The sequence below is a fragment of the Cytophagales bacterium genome (assembly GCA_033344775.1).
Taxonomy (GTDB): Bacteria; Bacteroidota; Bacteroidia; order Cytophagales; family Cyclobacteriaceae; genus JAWPMT01.
In genome coordinates this window covers 175,852-195,616 of record JAWPMT010000006.1, presented here as the reverse complement: position 1 = coordinate 195,616, position 19,765 = coordinate 175,852, and the positions used below count along the sequence as shown (strand labels likewise).

The following is a 19,765-nucleotide window of genomic DNA, read 5'->3' as shown; positions in this document are numbered from 1 at the left end:
GGGTCACGTAGGCGAATCTTAGCTTAATGGCATTGCAGAACGCATGAGGGGTTTTTACAAGCATAAAATCATTCATCTGTTTGACTGATTAAACTGGCTTTTTGGAGAATGGCCCGTTCCCAGTTTTTGATCAGTGTGTTATTGCCTTCGTCTATGGCCTTGTGGGTGGCCCCGCTGAATAGCCAGCTCATCCATCGATAGGGGAATTGGTATTCAAATTCGATCACCAATTCCGCTTGATCCAAATGCAAATCATTGATGCTCCAGGTTCCGCGGAATGTTTTAAAGGGATACGGATAATCCTTTCCCGTATGGACATTGAATGAATAAGAGGTCCCTTCATTCCAGGCCGTGCAGGTTTCTTTCCAGGATCCTAACTCGTCTGAACACGAACGGATCATTCCTTTGCCTTCTCCCGAGAGGATGGTCACTCCGGTAAGGCCGGTTGCATATTGGTGATAGTTAGCTACATCCGATATCACTGCCCATACATCAGCCTTAGAAGCAGCAAAGGTCCTTCTGTTTACATGACGCTCCATTGCCGATGGCGTGAAGGCAACAATCATGACCACAAATAATACGACGCCAATCCCAATTAAAACTTTGACTTTTTTCTTCATCATTGAAATTTTCGGTCAAGTCTAAAGGCTGGTTTTATGTGAATCGTCACACCCGAACGAGAGTGACGAATCGGGGTTAGTTCTCTTTCAGAAACTGGGAAGGGGTTTTACCTGCATATTTTTTAAACACCCGATTAAAGGTGTTCTTATTGTTGAAACCCGAATCGAAGGCGATGGCCAAAATCGTTAAATGTTTGTACTGATCACTTTGCAGTCTATTTCGGGCTTCCTGATAGCGATATTCATTAATGAATTCATAAAAAGACTTACCAAGCCGCAGGTTCAATATCTCGGAAACCTGATGAGGTGTCTTTTCCAGAAATTTGGAAAATTTAGCAAGTGATAGTTCCGGGTCGAGATAGGGCTTGTCCTGATCCATTACCTGATAAACATCAGTAAGTACCTTTTCTAATTCATCGATGGATTGTGTTGAATTTTGAGGCTTGCTCCGTTTTGGATTGAGCACCTGGTCATGAAACTCCTTATGGCTCCGAATCATAAAAACAACCAGCACATTGATAAAGATCGCGGCACCAAGCATCGTCGCATAAAAAACTTGTTGATGGATCGCTCCAATGATCAGATAGCTGGTTAAGGCGATGAAATCCAGCAACCAAAACGCTGCGAAAGCCCAACCGAAACGAGTCAGCCACTTAAAGCCTGACCGTCCTTTCTCACCAATGGCTACTTTTCTAAAAGCCATGATCTGCTTGTTTCCAAGGATTACATAAATGAAACTTTGACCAATCTGAAGGATCATGAATGCATAGGTTGTCACGGACATTGGAATCAAATCCTCTTGTTGTTGGAGTTCTAATTGGGCCACTTTCTCTATTCCGGATAAAGCATAAAATGGCACAAGCATCACTATGGCCATGCCAAAAGGGATCAAATGCAACCAGGGAGATTTAGGCCTCCTACCCGGGTCAGTGGCTGCGCAAATGTGCCAGTAGTACAAAGGCCCCAATAAAAGGAGGGTAGGTGTGAAAACATAAACGAGGTGAGGAAATTCAAGGAACAACTGAGTGCTCAACAACAAGTGGTTGAATAAGTTGAGCACGACAACAAACACCAGTCCTACCAGACTCATGAGTGCCAGGTTTCGCTTAAATCCCAATAAAACCAGGAGCATCATTAGCCCCTGAAAAACCCCAAAAGCCAATAATGCAGACCAAATGTCAAAAGAAACCCTGACCAGATTTTCCATTCTAATCTATATGCTCGTGCAATTGAAGTAAAAATCGACAACACGACCTATTAGATGAGCATCTTATTCTTACAAGCTCGTCATTCTACATCGAAAGTGACTTAAAGGCAGAACAGACTTTAATCTGGTGTTTAAGAAAAACAGAAATAATGGGTAAACTGCAGGATGGCCCGGGAAATTGAAACCAAATCGATCCTCAACAAGACTAAAAGAAGAGATCCCTGGTTTTTGGATGATTACACACTTAATCCCTACAGTGCCTGTTCCTTCAATTGTTTGTCAATGAACAACTGTTCTGCTATTTCATGATTTGAAAAACCTTCATTTATCAGGTTAAGGACCTTGAGTTCTTGTTTGCTAAGCTGTGATGGTTTGAGTATACGCTTCTTTGGACTTTTTCGGAAAAATCCACCGAGTAAAAACCCAACCACTACGAATGCTACTCCGGACAATACCAGAAAAATCTCCTGAAACCCTTCCGATTTGACCAGCGAGAGCTTACCCAATTCAAAAAGAAGAAACAACGTGGCAGAAAGGCTCCCAAAGATGAAGATGGTCCGCTTCATGATCAAACAAGATAATGACTTAGCTGTAGCTTATCAAAAGGACCGGGACCAGACCGATAAATTGGTCAATTCAAGGAGGTGTTGTCTTCAATGCTACTATGGTAACTACTAAGATCAGGAATTATAATACTTCCAATTCCCTCGATTCAAAAACATTACCTCGAAAGTCAAGGATCTTCATGGTATGTAGCAGTCCTTCGGGGACTAAATTGGATTCGACGGGGAATTCGGTGGGCAAAAGGATGCCATCAAAATCTTGATAATTCTCCAGGGAGGCAGCGCCAGTCAGGAAGGGATACATGTCTCGAATGGTGTATTCGATTTTGACAATGCGGCCAGTGGACTTATTAAGCCAAATAATGTACTGATCGATATCCTGTTGTGGTTCTACCGTGTTCCAGGAAGCCAATATCCCTTCACAGGTTTGGCCATTGATTTCATGCATACCCATGTACTGAAAGTGGGTCGCTTCTTGTATTCTCCAGGCAAACTCGATGAAGTACTGATAAGTGGGTAACCAGAACAAAATATTCACATCATCATCGGCGGTGACTTGTTTGTCATTGGTCATGGTATACGTTTGACCATCCTGGATCCCCCAGGTGAGTCCCTGGTCTTCTCCATCGTCGAAAGTCAGTTGACCGGTGTATTCTGCTGGAAGGTATTTCAAAGACAAGGTGGTTTGATCATCTGAAAAAGGATTTCCTACTTTACCGATAAACCCATAAAATTCCTCGCTAAAAGACACTTCATAAGTTTCCAGGTTTTCCCAAAGTTGAGTTTGATGTGCATTAGCCATGGAGGCCAAAAGTGATTGCACTTTTTCAGGATCATCAGCAGGCAGATTGTATCTAGCCCTTAAATCAGATAAAGTGAAGTACTTCACAGCTCCGACAATAATGAGAATGATCAGCAGCCCAAACAGGATTTTACGTTTCATTTGTTAAGTTAATTTCTTGGTCTTGACAGGCAGAGGGGAAGTTAATTACATTCCCGATGAGCGTTGAAGGCTTCTAACGCTTTCTAGCATTTTGACGCTATTCCGACTATTTCAGTAACTTCCATTTTTCAAACCTACAGATCATGAAATCCACTTTTTCTTTCCTTGCACTATTGCTTGTTTGCTCACTTTATGCCCAAAATGATGGGTTTGTTTCCCTTTTTAATGGAGCAGACCTTTCGGAATGGAAGGCAGCTTCGGAAAACCCCGATTGTTTTACTGTCGACGATGGTGTGCTCATTGTGAAAGGTGGCCGGTCTCATCTGTTTTATAATGGGCCTGAAGGCACAGAATTCAAGAACTTTGAATTGCATTTACAAGTAAAGACCTTGCCTGGAGCCAACTCAGGTGTGTACTTCCATACCAAATACCAGGCAACTGGCTGGCCAGATGCGGGTTTTGAAGCACAGGTGAATACAACCAATCAGGACTCCAGGAAAACGGGAAGCCTTTACGGGATCGTGAATATCTGGGTCCCCGCTGATGTGGAACAAAAGATTGTAGAAGTAAATGAGAAGGGTGAAGTGTTTTCGCATCAATATACTGCGCCCTCTAAAGACAATGAGTGGTTCGATTACCATATCACCGTTCAGGGAAATAAGGTCTCTATTCGCGTAAATGGAGTCATTCAAACGGAATGGACCCAACCGGAAGGTTGGGAAATGGGCGGCCGACGAATTGGTAGCGGTACCATTGGACTACAGGCCCATGATCCGGATAGTGAGATCCATTATCGGGATATCAAGATTAAGGTTTTGGACTAATCAATGTCGTCCTTCGAGAGCCTCAGGCTGACAGTTCAGCTGTCAAACTGAGGTGCCAATTTTCGGTTTCCCAAAAACACAAAACAGAAATGACAGGACTAAAATAAGCGTGTCATGCTGGGTGCCCGACTAGGGAATTTTTAGGCATAAAATCCGTAGGATGCCTAAAAATATCCGGTATCTCTTTCTCGCGCTTTATACTGAATTCATCCATAATATCTTCAGTCTGTCATAGACAGCTTGTCGAAGTTAATACCCATTCAACTTCTCTTTCCAGAAAGTACCTTGATAGGAGGGTGTAAATTGATCATCCGTGAACAATTGTGGTGACCAGTTTTTGTCAAAGACCCAGACAATGTAGGAGATGTTGTTCTGATCCGAATAACTGGAAATAGCCTCACCATAACTATGGTCACTAATGACCGGGATGTGTGCACCGGGATCCTCTTCTCTGCAGTAACCAATTTCAGTCAATATCACCGGATACTTTTCCTTGGCAAAGCCCCAATCTTTCGTCCATTTTTCTGGCCAGGGTTGCTTTCTTTTTTGCGGATAGGGATGGCTCACATAGGCGATTCCCTCCGCTTCGATGGGCTGATTTTCAACAGGTTTTAAATTATAGGCCCAATTAAATCCGGCTACCAATGGTATTCCTTTTCCGCCATTGGCTCTTATTTCTGTGATTAATTCTTCGAGAATTTCTTTCCAGCGTTGCCATTTGAGTTGGCCAAACTTTGGGTCTCTCACCGGTTCATTGAACAATTCGTAAAGTGCCACGGTAGCGTTATCTCCATATCGTTCGGAGATAATCCTCCAAAACTCAAAAGTCTCTTCCAGATTGGTCTCGTATATATCTCGTAAATACTTTTCGGTAACCAGATTACCGATGCTATGCCAATCCATGATCACATACATGTTTGTGGCAGCCGCCCATTCCACTCCTTGATCCAGTAGTTCGAGGTAATTCTCTTTTCCCCTGGCTCGCCAGGCCTTCGGGTGAATAGGAAACCTTACCACATTGGCACCCCAACGTTGCATTTCCTGAAAATAAGCAAGGTTCCAACTCCCTTGATTAACCAGCTTTTCCGGATCACTGCTACTATACCCGCGGAACACAAATACTTTTCCGTTTTCATCGACGAATTCATTTCCTTGCACGGTGATTCGTGGCATTTGTGCTTGAATAAATGCTGGTAATAAAATGACCAGAAATGCTAATGGTTTGATATTAGAGCGTGGATTCATACTGGATTGGTTTTCCTGAATTAGCATCGGCAAAATAGACCTGTAGATTGAAGAGGAGCCCTGATGTTTAGTTCAAATTAGGTGGGGGATGTCTTCAGTCAGGCTTCCAAATACCTCATCCAATCTTCCAACAACTTATTTCGTTCAAATTCTACCTCAGCGAGGGTACGCGCATTGGACTGGTAGGATTCTAATAAGGAGGGACTTTGAATGAATGAAATAAGATTCTTCAGTAAGTCTTCCGGATCTTCGGGAGGGTAATACAAGCCACATTCGTTTTCTAAAATGAGGTCCTTGATCCAGCCTTCGAAATTCACAATGATCAGTTTTCCTGCGGCCAGGCCATCAAAAAATTTATTGGGGCTGCCAGTTCCTAGAATAGGTATGTCCTGAAAGGAAACATAGATCGCATCAGAGTTTTCCAACAAGGTTTTGACGATATGATGTGATCCGAAAGGTAGCCAGGAGATATTTGATAAATCCTCAGAAAGAGTTTTCAAAACTTCCTCCCGACCTCCTTCTCCCATCAAGTTGAAATGCACTGGTAACTTTTCTTTGGCGCACAGCCGAGCAAATTCGATCAATGTTTCCAGTTGATTGGCTATGCCGAAGGTCCCGATATAACTGATCTGAAAAGGATGTTTTTCAGAAACTGCTTCTTCTCTCATATGCGGACGGAAAGCTTCACAATCCGACATATTGGGGATGCTGATGGCTTTGACCTTAAAATCACAGGAATATTCGATGTAATCTTTAATCCCCGGAGAAAGCCCGATCAAATGTTTCGCCTTTTCATAAATACGCCTCTCAAGGGCGTACAACCACTTTTGTGCAAGTTGATTTTTGATCACTCCCATCTGAATAGGAACTTCCGGCCATAGATCCCCCACTTCAAATGCATACGGTATTTTTCTGGTCTTCTTAAGCCAAAGCGCAATGAAACCTGTCGTTAGTGGGGTAGTGATCACATAGTTCAGGTCGGGTTTGGGGTATTGTTTGGATCGCTTGATTGCCAAATAGACAAATTTTACAAAAGAACGTATGCGCTTCCCAAATCCAAATTGATTTTCATACGGAAGCGGAAGATACTCCACAGATATGCCATGGATTCGTTTATGACCCGACTCGGAATTGTGCGCGGTGAAAACGACTACTTCATGACCATTTTCTAATAAATGACGAGCGAGGTAGAAAGACCGTACCGCCCCTCCTTCGTCCGGATATCGGAAATATTGGTGATAAAGATGAATGATCATTCCAGCGTTCCTTTCTGCAATTTCTTTTCGAAGAAGCGACAGAAATGTGCCACATCACACTGGTCACAAGCGGGTTTTCTAGCAATACAAGTGTATCTCCCGTGCAGGATCATCCATTGATCCGCTTTCGCTACAAGATGTTTGGGGATATTTTGAATGAGTTTTATTTCAACGTCAAAAGGAGATTTGACATTTTGATTGACTAATCCCAGGCGTTTACTCACACGAAAAACATGTGTGTCTACCGCCATTGTAGGCTGATCAAATAAGACCGAAAGGATTACGTTGGCCGTTTTACGGCCTACTCCCGGTAAAGATTGTAAAGCTTCTCTGTTATCAGGAACCTCACCACCGAATTCCTCCATCATCTGCTTACCCAAACCTATAAGGTGTTTTGCTTTATTATTTGGATAAGAAATGCTTTTGATAAGTGGATAGACTTCCTCGAAGATTGCGTGGGCCAGGAATTCCGGACCGGGGAAAACTTCGAAAAGCTTTGGAGCTATTTCATTGACACGTTTATCGGTACACTGAGCACTCAAAACCACGGCAACCAGCAACTGAAAAGGGGATTCGTAGTGAAGTTCCGTTTCAGTCGCTATTTCCGCAACTTCCAGGTGCTCATGGAGAGCCTGATATCTTTCCGACCGGGTCATGGCCTAAAATTATCAACCAATCACCGCAATTGATACGAAAAGATCAACAGCTCGTTCCTGAATGTCAAAGTAGACTTATTCGGATACGCCGGTAGCCTCGTAATCTCTGGAGAATGCCAAAATATTGTCAATGCTCCTTTGAGAGGGACTAGCCACCACGTTATTCAGACTATCCCTGGTCGCTTCCAGTTCTTTGATGGAATCTTCCAGTTCAGGATCCTGAATGGCCGAATTTTTTATTTGATTGTGCTCTTCTTCTGAAAGCTCTTTGTATACGAAACGTACAAGATCATTTTTTGTAAAAGTTTTGGTCATAGGCAATATTATTCTGCTTTAATTTCTTCCTTAAGTTAATCAAAGCATATCTCATTCTGCCTAGAGCGGTGTTAATGCTCACTCCCGTAACGTCCGCGATTTCCTGAAAACTCATTTGCATGTAGTGCCGCATAACTAGCACTTCTTTCTGAGATTCTGGTAATTCCTGTATCAACCGTTTGAGCAGATTTTGAGTATCCTGCTTGATTTGCTTGTTTTCGATGGACTCCTCAGAGAACTCCAGCGTATTGAATACACTGCTGCCGTCCTCCATGACGATCATCGGATATCTTTTCTCTTTTCTGAATTGATCGATCGCTAGATTGTGCGCGATCCTTAGTATCCAGGGAAGGAATTTTCCCTCCTCGTTATACTTCCCGGATTTCAACGTTTTGATGGCTTTGATGAAGACTTCCTGCATCAAATCTTCCGCGAGGTACCGATCTTTTACGATCAAAAGAATAGTGGTGAAAACCCTGTCTTTGTGACGATTAACCAACTCCGCAAAGGCCTCCTCGTTACCCTTAACATACGCCGACAGCAATTCGCTATCGTTCAAACTTAAATTATTCATGTAGTTCACCTGTTGTTAAAAACGTAGAGGTCTATATCATATTGTATTGGTTATCTGTTTTAGTAAAAAAAAGTTTTGAAGAGGGTCAAATGTATCTCAACGATTGATTATTCCAAAATCTCTTGTGTCTATTTTTGTAGTCAACCGAAATTCGGGATACCCCTAAAGTTGTTCAACTTTTTGGTTGAATTGGCCAAAATTGTCGAAATCCATCAAATTAAGTGAGTAAAAAAAGTAGGGAAAAGTCGAGTTCAATCGAACAATTAGACCCCAAACAATACATTCTGATCAAAGGCGCACGGGTCAATAACCTGAAAAATATTGACGTGGCCATTCCACGAAACAAGCTGGTTGTGGTGACCGGATTGTCAGGAAGTGGAAAATCTTCCCTGGCCTTTGATACCCTTTTTGCCGAAGGTCAACGGAAATATGTCGAAAGCCTGAGTTCCTATGCCCGCCAGTTTTTGGGTCGGATGGAAAAACCGGAAGTGGACTATATCAAAGGAGTGGCTCCGGCCATTGCCATTGAGCAGAAAGTAAGCACCCGAAACCCGCGCTCGACCATTGGCACTTCTACAGAGATCTATGATTACCTGAAATTGCTCTTTTCCAGGATTGGGAAAACCATTTCTCCCGTTTCCGGAAAGGAAGTGACCAAGGACACAGTGACCAGTGTCGTGGATTATATCCTGTCTTTCGACGAAGGCAATCGGGTGATGATCACAACGCCCATGCCGATGAAAGGTCGGTCACTGGATGATGAACTGAAAGTCTTGCTTAGCAAAGGGTATACGAGAATTCTTGTCGATGGAGAATTGCAATACATTGAAGACATCAAAGACACGCCAAAAGGTGAGATCGAAATATTGATTGATCGGGCGGTGGTCAATAATAGCGAGGAAACACAATTCCGTTTGGGCGATTCCGTGCAGACCGCCTTTTTCGAAGGAGAGGGAAAATGCATCGTCGACATACCCGGGAAAGAGAGAAAGACCTTCTCTGATCTCTTTGAACTGGATGGCATCACCTTCGAAGAACCTACGGTCAATTTCTTTGCTTTCAACAATCCGTATGGTGCCTGTAAAAGGTGTGAAGGCTTTGGGCGCATTTTGGGGATCGACCCGGATTTGGTGATCCCGGACAGAAATTTATCCGTGTATGATGATGCCATTGTGCCATGGAGAAGTGAGACCATGCGCTCATGGTTGCAACCACTTCTGAAAAATGGCATTCGATTTGACTTCCCGATCCATCGTCCGATCGCCGCGTTGACAGATGAAGAATATGAGCTGCTGTGGGAAGGAAATGAGTACTTCGATGGCCTCAAGGACTTTTTTGGCTTTCTGGAATCACAAACCCATAAGATCCAATACCGTGTGATGCTTTCGAGGTACCGCGGAAAAACCGATTGCCCGGATTGTAAAGGCACGCGTTTGCGCCAGGATGCTTCTTATGTGAAGATTGCGGGCAAATCGATCACAGACCTGGTTTTGATGCCCGTAGATGAATTGCGGCCATTTGTAGAGCAAATTGAATTTTCTGAGTTCGATCAGAAGGTTGCGGGCCGGATCATCAATGAAATAACAACCCGACTTCAATACCTGGAGAAAGTTGGCTTGGGGTACCTCACACTCAATCGATTGACCAATACTTTATCAGGAGGTGAATTCCAGCGAATCAAATTGGCGACCTCTTTAGGAAGCGCATTGGTAGGCTCTATGTATGTGCTTGATGAACCAAGCATCGGACTCCACCCCAGGGACACGGATCGATTGATCGAAGTACTGAAAACTTTACGCGATCTGGGAAATTCCGTGATTGTGGTCGAACACGAGGAAAAGTTGATGGAAGAAGCGGACGAGATCATCGATATCGGACCCGCTGCGGGCGTACATGGCGGGGAGCTCGTCTTCCAGGGACAAGTCAATAGCATCAATGGAACGGATCATTCATTTACAGCGAAATACCTGAAAGGGGAAGAGAAAATAGAGATTCCGAAGATTCGAAGAAAGTGGAATCAGTCTTTTTGGGTGAAAGGGGCACGGGAAAACAACCTCAAAAACATTGATGTAGAAATTCCTTTGGGTGTCATGTCTGTGATCACCGGTGTGAGTGGTTCTGGGAAATCCACCCTGGTGCGCCGTATTATTTACCCGGCATTGGGTAAGATCCTGGGCTTGACGGGAGAAATCACCGGAAAATTTGACACACTGGATGGTGATTACCGGAAGGTAAATCACATTGAATTCGTAGATCAAAATCCGATCGGAAAAAGCTCACGGTCCAATCCGGTGACTTATGTGAAGGCCTACGATAACATCCGTCAGCTTTTTGCAGAGCAGCCTGCTTCGAAAACCAATGGATTCAAGCCGGCCCATTTCTCTTTCAATGTAGATGGAGGTCGTTGCGAAACCTGCGAGGGGGAAGGCACAGTGAAAATTGAGATGCAGTTCATGGCCGATTTGCATTTGACTTGCGATAACTGCCATGGAAAGCGCTTCAAGAAAGAGATCCTGGAAGTAAAGTATCAGGATAAAGATATTTCTGAGATCCTGGACCTTACCGTAGAAGAGGCCCTGGACTTTTTTAAGGATAAAACAGGCATTGTTAACAAGATCAAACCCCTCTTCGACGTTGGATTGGGGTATGTGAAGTTGGGACAGTCTTCCAATTCACTCAGTGGAGGTGAAGCACAACGTGTGAAACTGGCATCATTTCTGGGGAAAGGCAGTGGGTTGTCAAAGAAGGACCATATCCTTTTCATTTTTGATGAACCAACCACCGGATTGCACTTTCATGACATCCAGAAGTTGCTCGATTCTTTAAATGCGCTGGTCAATGAAGGCAATAGCGTACTGATCATTGAGCACAACATGGAAGTTGTAAAATGTGCGGATTGGATCATTGACCTGGGACCTGAAGGTGGCCAGAACGGCGGAAATATCGATTTCGTTGGGCTTCCCGAGGACATGATTAATTTAGCGGCCAAAAATAAAACCGCGAAATATTTAGCGGAAAAGATCTGATCATGAGAAAGAAAATTGCGGCAGGAAACTGGAAAATGAATACCGCCCTTTTGGACGGCCAACAACTGGCCTCTGAAGTAGTGAACATGGCCAAAGATGAAGTGAAAAGTGATGTCAAAATCGTACTGATCCCACCATTTCCATTCATTGGAGCTGTAAAATCGTTGGTAGGTGCTTCCGACAATGTTACTGTTGGGGCCCAAAATTGCCATGAAGAAGCCAGTGGCGCGTACACGGGAGAAGTATCTATTGATATGATCAAGTCCATCGGCGCGACACACATTGTGATTGGTCATAGTGAGCGACGAGAGTACTTTGGAGAAGATCACGAATTGCTTGCCAAAAAAACCAGGGCCACACTAGATGCAGGATTGACACCTATTTTCTGCTGTGGAGAAAAGCTGGATGTTCGTGAAGCCGGCGATCATTTCAAATTAGTCGCAGAACAGGTTGCCAAAAGTCTTTTTGATCTTTCTGCAGAAGACATTAAGAAAGTGGTGATTGCCTATGAGCCTGTTTGGGCCATCGGAACGGGTGTCACAGCCAGTGCTTCTCAAGCACAGGAAATGCACGCCTTTATTAGAAAAGAGATTGCCAACCAGTACAGTGATGAAACAGCTAACAGCATTTCTATCTTGTACGGAGGCAGTGTGAAACCAGGAAACGCAGCAGAATTGTTTGCTTGCCTGGACGTAGATGGCGGATTGGTAGGTGGAGCCAGCCTCAAATCCCGCGACTTTGTAGACATAGCCAAATCATTTTGATCCCAAGCTTCCTTTTTGCCCTTGTCATTCCCCTACTTCCTGTCCAGAATCCATACTGTGACGTTTTTGGAGTGATGTATGAGGTCTATTCAAAAAAGGAAGCTGATTTCATCGTTTTTGAGCAAGATTCAGAGAGTTTTGCGGATGTTTTAGTCTTTGATCAGGACAATCGACTGTTTGCAGACCGGCCGGGACACTGGCATTTTGTAAACAAAGAAAGACAAGCCCGGTACCGGCTGTATTTCACGGATGATCCTGACGAAGCACATTTTTCCGTTTTTTTTACCGACACTGAATCCTTTGCAGGGTGCAATGATTGATGGATTTTCTTACCGTAAATATCAGCTGTAGCGAACTACAGCGAGATCTCCTTATCGCTGAGCTGGACGTATTAGGCTTTTCCGCCATTCAGGAATTACCCGAAGGACTCACCGCCAGCCTGGAAGGCGAATCATTCGATGAACCTGCACTTAAAGAGGCCATCGCACGATATGAGGCGATGGGTGCAATGAGTTACACCGTAGAAAAAGTGGCCAAAACCAACTGGAATGAGGCCTGGGAAAAGAATTTCGATCCTGTCATCGTCGATGATCGGGTATTGGTTCGGGCCCCTTTTCATGATATTAAGGGGGATTTTGATCACGAAATATTGATCATGCCCAAAATGTCCTTCGGTACCGGTCATCATGCAACCACTTCACAAATGCTCTCCTTACAATTGGACGTGGATTTCAAAGACAAATCTGTGCTGGATGTCGGGACAGGAACAGGTGTTTTAGCCATCATGGCCCTGAAATTAGGAGCCTCACATGTGGAAGCCACCGACATTGACGACTGGTGCATAGAAAATAGTTTGGACAATTTGTCGTTAAATGGGTTTGAAGGAATTCGTGTTGAGCAGGGTGAGATCAAAAACCTGACATTTGATCAAACATTTGATATTGTCATCGCTAACATCAATAAAAATGTCTTGTTAGCAGAAATTGACAACTATGTCAGTTTGATGAACGATGAGGGACAATTGTTTCTGAGTGGTTTTTATGAAAAAGACATTCCTGATCTGGAACAAGCAGCTTCCAAATTGGGACTAAAACTGATCAAAAGCGTCTCAAAAGACGATTGGTCGGCACTCCTATTCAACCGTATCGGTGATTAATGCGTTTATTAATGCCTAACTTTAGGTGATGGTTCAACGATTTGCGTTTTGCGGTATTGGAAGCAAGACAATTGGCTTGACGGCCCTCTTGTTTTTCATGGCATGGTCATCCGTAGCTCAGAAGTTTTCGGAAGAACCTGCGATATTCAAAAATCAGGCAGTTGCTTATTTGCAGCGGATGGGAACAGAAGCTGGCAATAAGGTTGCTTTTGATTTCAACAATGCCTGGAACGGCCAATTCAATTCAGCCCACAAAGAAAAGATCATACAGATTGCCTTTGCCATGAAGCGCAAAGGGTATCCATTCAATCCCTATTACTGGCATTTTTTCAGCTATCTGGCCTATTCCATGGCACAGGAAAGGATCGATGCCATAGAACTTGATAACGTTCTGGACATCAACCTCCAAGTAGTCGAAACCCTCAATCGAGAGGAGTACGCCGATTTTCTTCTTGGGATGAATACCTTTTTCGCCCGGCGCTACCTTCATTTTTCGAGGGCATTGACCGTGCAGGTTCCCGGAGGCACTTATGATTTCAAGCTGGTGGACTTTGAAGGACCCACTTCTATTTTGGACTTGATCCCGAGCGAAGATGATCCTGAAGAAGACCTCAATGCACCGCTTGTTGTAGAAGAAGATCCTGCTCCAGCAGCAGTCGCCGCAGAAGATGTTGCAGCGGATGATGACGGCTGGGATGATAACGCGGACTGGGGAAACGACGATTGGGGAAACAACGATAGTTGGGGCAATGATGACTCCTGGGGCAACGACGATGGTTGGGAGGATAATAGCAGTTGGGACGACAATACCAATACCGGAAGTGATACTTTGTCAGATGAACCGGCACAAAATACCCCCGTAAGACAGCAATTGGTCAGAGACGAGATCGTTCCGCAGGAGACAGACTATGTTGCGCTGGAAAAAAACAATTACCTGCACCCGGCTATCAAAGGACCTACCATTGATTTGAGAGACATACAATTAATAGTCCTTACGCCATACGATTCCCTCTCAATCCGAAAAGTAAAAGGCAACAACCTGTTGCAAAACAACACTTTTGTAGGGGAGAGCGGCATTCTGGAGTGGCCTCGTCAAAATGTAAGGATGAGAGGAGCTGAGATCGCCCTCGGACAATTTAATTTAAGAACGGACCGCCCCGTATTTAAAACGCCCAATGCCAAGATCAGCTTTCCAGGGTTTTTGGACAAGGAAGTTGAAGGAGTATTTAGTTACAGAAGTGTCAAACGGCCTTCCCGGGCTTTAAGTAACTATCCGGTCTTTACTTCCTATGAAGCTGATGCCGTATTACGATTTCCCGGAGGCAAAGTAGTCTACACTGGAGGTGTAGAATTCCGGGGCAACAAACTTTTCGGAGCATCTATTTCAAGAAAACCAGGGACACTTGAAGTCTCGAACAGCAACGGAAATAAGATCCTCTTCCGTGCGCAGAAGTTCGCATTTAGAGAGGATTCTACGATCACCTCGGAAAAAGCCAGCATGACCATTTATATCGGAGAAGATTCCATTTATCACCCATCGGTGGAGATGGAATATCGTATGTCTGATGAAAATTTGACAGTTCTCCGAGATAAGAAACACAGTGTGACCTCCTTTACTTCTTCGTATCATGGGATGATCATCAATGCGGATCTCATTCGTTGGAACACCACTTCCGATTCGGTAGATTTTAGTATTCTGAATGGAAAAGACCTGGTGCCAGCTTCATTTGAGTCGGAAGATTTTTTCAGTACGACACGTTTTAGAAGGTTGACAGGTCCTTTCGGGTTTCACCCAATAGCCATCTCCGTCGCTTATGCCAAGCAATTTGAAATCAAAGAGTTTGTGATTGATGAGATCGCAGCACTGACCAAAATAGACGTCCGATTGCTCAAAGGAGCCATGAAGATGCTCGAACAGTACAACTTCTGTGATTACGACCCATCAACCGGACTGGTTAAATTACACGATCGTGCTTTCCACTACTATGAGGCATCAGCCAAAAGGAAGGACTATGACAATCTTTTTGTTTCTTCCCTGATTTCCAGAGGACCCAATGCTTCGATGCGATTGGATTCAATGGAGATTGTGGCGCGAGGAGTCGAAAAATTCTATGTGACTACAGACTATGAAATCACCATAGAGCCAGAAGGAGGTATCGTAAGGATTGGTGAGAACAGAAACATCAAGTTCGATGGAGCCATTGATGCGATCGACTTCAAATACAAAGGCCAGGATTTTGAGTTCGATTATGAGAATTTCCTGATCAACATGCCGCAGATTGATTCCATTCGCATTCAGTTGCCACCAGAAGATTCAACCGCGGCTTCTCACAATCCGGCAAATAGAGAGGCATTGGCCAATCACCTGACCGAAACCTCAGGTCAGCTTTTCCTGAACAAACCTTCCAATAGAGCAGGACACGATAAAACAGATGCTTATCCTTACTTTGTTACGGATAAGGAGGCCATTGTGTACTTCGATGGGGAGGATGTGTTGGATGGCGCCTACGATAAATCGGTAAGATTCATCATTCCACCATTAGAAGTAGATAGTATAGACCGGGACGATGCGTCTTCCATTGAGTTTCCCGGAGAATTTAATTCCGGGGATATTTTCCCTCCCTTTGAAGACACCCTGCACATTCAAAAAGACCGATCCCTCGGTTTTGTGCACAATATCCCTGAAGAAGGGTATAACCTCTATAAAACCAGTGCCCGAACTTATGAAAAAATCACGTTGAATAGCCGTGGTATTCGAGGTGGAGGAAAGATTGACTTTTTGACCTCTACGATCTTTTCAAGAGACTTTATCTACTATCCGGATTCCGTAACAGCAGATGGTCAGCAAGGAGAAATTCGACCGGGAACACTGGGAGAAGCCAGTTATCCTGATGCGAAACTTGGGGCTTTCCGCATGTACTGGCTACCACGAAAGGACAGTATGTATCTGAGAACAGTGAACGAACCGTTCAAATTTTACAATGCTACTGCGGAGCTGACCGGGGAGGCCAACATCACGACCAAAGGCGTGTACGGATCGGGTATGATCGCCACGAGGGGTTCTACAGCAGAGTCCGAGGAGTTTGCTTTTGAGGAGCTTTCTTACTCAGCGAGGCATGCCATATTCAAAGTACTCACTGACGACCCGGAAAAACCTGCGATGGAAGGCGATGACATTGCCCTGTATTTTGATCTGGTGAAGAACGAAGCAGATGTAACCCCTGAAATCACGGGTGTAGCGGCGATTTCGTTTCCCTATGCAGCCCTGAATACATCCATCACCAATGCGACCTGGTTCCTGGAAGATTCCATCATTACGATGGAAAAGCCTGAAAATGTGTTGCTCGAAGAATCTTATTTCTATTCCACGAGAGAAGACCTGGACTCCCTGGCATTCAATGCAACGAAAGCGACTTACGATATCAATAGCCAGGAAATGGATGTGGAAGGCATTCCATTCATTGCTGTTGCAGATGCCGAGATCATTCCCAAGGAAAATGAAATGACGGTACTCGCCAACTCTGTCTTGCAAACATTTGAAGATGCGGAAGTGATCTTTGAAAATGACAGTACCTATCACTACCTGTTTGATGCAACGATCGATGTGGAATCCAGGAATGCATTTTCCGGTGGAGCGACTTATCTGTTGCCGATAGGTGCAGACACATTTGACATTCAATTTCGAACTTTTGACACAGAAACGGCTTTCATTCGAGGAGATTCCGTTGAGTACAGTGTTGCAGAAGGAATCATTCCAGATACGAAAAACCTGGAAGTAGCAGAAGGGTTCTTATTCAAAGGAGGGATCACCCTAAAAGCCTACAAGCAAGCACTGGAACTGGATGGTGCGGTGAAGCCAATCATACCAAGTATTGCTCAAAATGAATGGGTGACTTATTCAAGAACCGAAGACGAAACTGATGTAGTCGTTGATTTTGAAAATGCTTTGTTCGATGATGGCAGCAAGGCAGTAGCCGGTTTACATTACAGTAATGCAGGCAACATTTATCCCACATTTGTTGAGCAGCGTCAACAACCGGATCATGTGGATTTCTTCATGGCAAAGGGATCATTACGCTACAATCAGGATGGGACCTTTAGTATTGAAAAAGAAAGTAAAGCCCTTGGCGAAACATATGAAGGGCACACCTTGATCTATGAAGACAGCACCCAGTCAGTGATTTTTGAGGGGCCGGTTACGTTTTTGGATGTGGAATCCAATCAGGTAAAAGTAGATGCTGCTGTATTGGGACGTGGAAACCGTACTGAAGGTGATTACGATATCGATGCATTCATTACGATGGATTATCAGATTAATGCACCGGTACTTCAGTTGATGGCGCAAGACTTGCTGGACATTGTGGAAAGGTTGGGTAATCCCCCTGCGAACGACATTGAAGTTGAAACCCTGGTGAATTTGGCGAATATCGTTGGAGAAGCTCCTGCCAGAGGCTATGAAACAGGTTCCTTAAGAGACTATGTACCGTTGCTGGAAGTCAGTCCGGAATTGCTGAAGTCACTGGTGATTTCGGGTGTGAAGATGCAATGGAACAAAGAACATGGCGCGTGGCACAACACCACCAAATTAGGTATTTCCAACATGTTGGAGCAGGACATCAATGCCAAAATGGATGGTTTCCTTGAATTCAAAAAAGGAGAGGCCGGTGGAGACATCATGAACTTATTCCTGCAAGCAGCACCCGGAACCTGGTATTTCTTTGGCTATGAAGACAATCACCTTGCGGTTTATTCCTCCAACAGTGAGTTTAATACGGCGATAGAGGAAAACTCCAATGAAGATCGGGCCCGTCCCGGAGAACTGATTCTGCTCGCTGCCGATGAAACAGAAACACTAACTTTTATCAATAATTTCAGGGAAAAGTATTTTGGCATTACAGAACCCTACAACCTCGTTTCTCCGACGGATGTTAACCTGGAGGAAGAGAATTTTGACACCATCGAAGAGGACGATGATGACGATGGGTTTGGATTCTGACCGTAGGATTTACCCGTTTTTGTTATTCCTGTTTTTTTCCAGCTTCCTTTTTGGTCAGGAGTTCAATCCGAGGGAAGATCAAGTTTTTCGTGAAAATGAAGTCACCGAAATCCGAGTAACCCTTTCGGAAGCAGACAAGGCTTTTCTATTGGCCAATGAAAATCGATTCAGCGAAACTTATGTAACCGCTGATGTCACTTTCAACAACTCAAGTCTGAACAACGCGACAGTTCGCAATGTAGGGGTACGCCTGCGCGGCAACACCGCACGAGGCCATCTCAAGAAATCTTTCAAGGTCGATTTTCGAGAATTTGGTGGAGAGAAGTTTTATCGTCATAAAAAAATCAACTTAAAGCCGAATGTCAATGATCCTTCGCATGTCCGGGAATTGTTGACGATGAAGTTGTATCGACAAATGGATGTGCCTGCTCCGAGGGTAGCCCCGGCGGCCTTGTATTTCAATGAGGAGTACATGGGGGTGTATTTGATGATAGAACAAATCGATGATGAGTTCGTTGACCGACGATTCGGACATGAAGACGGATTCCTTTACAAATGTTCCTTCAGTGCTACCCTGGAAGACAATGGCCGACTACTCAACAATGAGCTCTACGAATCGAAAATGAATGAGGAAAACGATACCCGGGCAGAGCTACAGGCATTTGCGGAGGTATTGAATAACACTTCAGATGAAAATTTTCGGGAGGAGATCCAACAAGTTTTTCAGGTGGACCGATTCATTCGACAGCTAGCGGTTGAAGCGGTAACGGGACACTGGGATGGCTACAGCTATCTCAATAACAATTATTACCTCTTCTACGATGATCACAGTGGCAAGTTTGAATTCATTGCTTATGATACGGACAATACCTGGGGCATTGATTGGGTGAGCCGGGACTGGGCTACCCGAGATTTAAATCACTTTCATCGCCATGGACAAGCAAGACCACTTACCAGCAGAATTTTAGAGGTGCCCGAATATCGCAATAGATATCATGCGTGTTTGAATAAGGTATTCAGCCTCTACTTTACGCAAGGTGAGTTGTTTCCGCTGCTTAGTGATTTGGAAGACCTACTTGATCCCTATGTTGAAACCGATGAGAGGTTCGACGCGTCTTTTGGATTCAGTCAGGATGATTTCAGGAGGTCTTTTGACTATTTTGATGAAGGACATGTGGAGTATGGCCTTCGGGAATTCATTGAAGTGCGCAGGACCACTGGTATAGGTTCAGTCCCTGAAGTAGACATGGGCTTTTGCAATTTCCAGGATGTTTCAGTTTATCCAAATCCTAGTTCTACCGGGCAATTCCGCATTATCGCGAAGGAAAGTAATAATCCGGAAGTGAAAGTTTACGACGCTTTTGGCAAACCAGTCCCACACAACATCATCACACAAGAGAATCTGCCCGATTTGGTTCAAATCAATTCCCCAGGAACTTATTTGATTCAGATCGATTCAAAAATTTTTCGGGTAGTAGTCAATTGAGTGATAATCTTGCTTCGTCAACTGAAAATGAGATAAGTCTTATGGTTGAATTCTCCTTGAAAACAAAATTGAAATGACTATTGTCTCGGATTCCTTCCGGGACCTTGCTATAAGGATCACTGTCTGGTACCCCG

The 19,765-nt window shown here is 44.2% G+C and carries 16 protein-coding genes; 7 read left to right on the top strand and 9 right to left on the bottom strand.

Features of this window, described 5'->3' with window-relative positions; all coding sequences use genetic code 11:
- Positions 1-68 precede the first annotated feature (68 nt).
- From R8G66_30585 to R8G66_30570, 4 genes are all read right to left on the bottom strand, one after another.
- Positions 69-623, bottom strand: a complete 555-nt coding sequence (locus R8G66_30585) for an SRPBCC family protein (protein MDW3196763.1) — start codon at positions 621-623, stop codon at positions 69-71.
- A 73-nt stretch (positions 624-696) separates the two neighbouring features.
- Positions 697-1,827 (bottom strand): helix-turn-helix domain-containing protein, encoded by a 1,131-nt coding sequence (locus R8G66_30580; GenBank protein ID MDW3196762.1) that lies wholly within the window; start codon positions 1,825-1,827, stop codon positions 697-699.
- A 251-nt stretch (positions 1,828-2,078) separates the two neighbouring features.
- Positions 2,079-2,393 (bottom strand): LuxR C-terminal-related transcriptional regulator, encoded by a 315-nt coding sequence (locus tag R8G66_30575; protein MDW3196761.1) that lies wholly within the window; start codon positions 2,391-2,393, stop codon positions 2,079-2,081.
- Between the two features lie 121 nt (positions 2,394-2,514).
- On the bottom strand, positions 2,515-3,333 hold the full coding sequence (locus R8G66_30570; protein MDW3196760.1) for a hypothetical protein: 819 nt from the start codon (positions 3,331-3,333) through the stop codon (positions 2,515-2,517).
- Between the two features lie 143 nt (positions 3,334-3,476).
- Between R8G66_30570 and R8G66_30565 the strand changes: the two genes are divergently transcribed.
- A complete protein-coding gene (locus R8G66_30565; GenBank protein ID MDW3196759.1) occupies positions 3,477-4,157 on the top strand; it encodes a DUF1080 domain-containing protein in 681 nt (226 codons plus the stop codon).
- Between the two features lie 249 nt (positions 4,158-4,406).
- On the opposite strand, the gene R8G66_30560 is transcribed toward R8G66_30565, so the two are convergent.
- The 5 genes from R8G66_30560 to R8G66_30540 all read right to left on the bottom strand — a co-directional run bounded on the left by R8G66_30560 (position 4,407) and on the right by R8G66_30540 (position 8,203).
- Positions 4,407-5,402: a cellulase family glycosylhydrolase gene (locus R8G66_30560; protein MDW3196758.1), complete on the bottom strand. Its 996-nt coding sequence runs from the start codon at positions 5,400-5,402 to the stop codon at positions 4,407-4,409.
- Between the two features lie 98 nt (positions 5,403-5,500).
- Positions 5,501-6,658, bottom strand: coding sequence for a glycosyltransferase family 4 protein (locus tag R8G66_30555; protein ID MDW3196757.1), 1,158 nt, complete (start codon positions 6,656-6,658; stop codon positions 5,501-5,503).
- Positions 6,655-7,314 carry an endonuclease III gene (gene nth / locus R8G66_30550; GenBank protein ID MDW3196756.1) on the bottom strand — a complete coding sequence of 220 codons (660 nt, stop codon included), beginning with the start codon at positions 7,312-7,314 and terminating at the stop codon, positions 6,655-6,657. Before nth ends, R8G66_30555 begins: the two co-directional genes overlap by 4 nt.
- Before the next feature lie 75 nt (positions 7,315-7,389).
- On the bottom strand, positions 7,390-7,629 hold the full coding sequence (locus tag R8G66_30545; GenBank protein MDW3196755.1) for a hypothetical protein: 240 nt from the start codon (positions 7,627-7,629) through the stop codon (positions 7,390-7,392).
- Positions 7,604-8,203 carry a sigma-70 family RNA polymerase sigma factor gene (locus R8G66_30540; GenBank protein MDW3196754.1) on the bottom strand — a complete coding sequence of 200 codons (600 nt, stop codon included), beginning with the start codon at positions 8,201-8,203 and terminating at the stop codon, positions 7,604-7,606. The genes R8G66_30545 and R8G66_30540 overlap by 26 nt, the downstream gene beginning before the upstream one ends.
- A 221-nt stretch (positions 8,204-8,424) precedes the next feature.
- Here R8G66_30540 and uvrA point away from each other — a divergent pair, with 221 nt between their 5' ends.
- Genes uvrA through R8G66_30510 form a run of 6 tightly spaced genes read left to right on the top strand, consistent with a single transcriptional unit; the run spans position 8,425 to position 19,631 of the window.
- The gene (gene uvrA, locus R8G66_30535) at positions 8,425-11,229 is read left to right on the top strand and encodes an excinuclease ABC subunit UvrA (protein ID MDW3196753.1); all 2,805 of its coding nucleotides are present in this window, start codon (positions 8,425-8,427) and stop codon (positions 11,227-11,229) included.
- 2 nt (positions 11,230-11,231) lie between these two features.
- Positions 11,232-11,993, top strand: a complete 762-nt coding sequence (gene tpiA / locus R8G66_30530) for a triose-phosphate isomerase (protein MDW3196752.1) — start codon at positions 11,232-11,234, stop codon at positions 11,991-11,993.
- Positions 11,990-12,313, top strand: a complete 324-nt coding sequence (locus R8G66_30525; protein MDW3196751.1) for a DUF6150 family protein — start codon at positions 11,990-11,992, stop codon at positions 12,311-12,313. Before tpiA ends, R8G66_30525 begins: the two co-directional genes overlap by 4 nt.
- Positions 12,313-13,149, top strand: a complete 837-nt coding sequence (gene prmA, locus R8G66_30520) for a 50S ribosomal protein L11 methyltransferase (protein MDW3196750.1) — start codon at positions 12,313-12,315, stop codon at positions 13,147-13,149. Before R8G66_30525 ends, prmA begins: the two co-directional genes overlap by 1 nt.
- 28 nt (positions 13,150-13,177) lie before the next feature.
- Positions 13,178-18,145, top strand: a complete 4,968-nt coding sequence (locus R8G66_30515; GenBank protein ID MDW3196749.1) for a hypothetical protein — start codon at positions 13,178-13,180, stop codon at positions 18,143-18,145.
- Entirely contained in the window at positions 18,129-19,631 is a 1,503-nt protein-coding gene (locus tag R8G66_30510; protein ID MDW3196748.1) for a CotH kinase family protein, read from the top strand. The genes R8G66_30515 and R8G66_30510 overlap by 17 nt, the downstream gene beginning before the upstream one ends.
- The last annotated feature ends 134 nt before the right edge of the window (positions 19,632-19,765 follow it).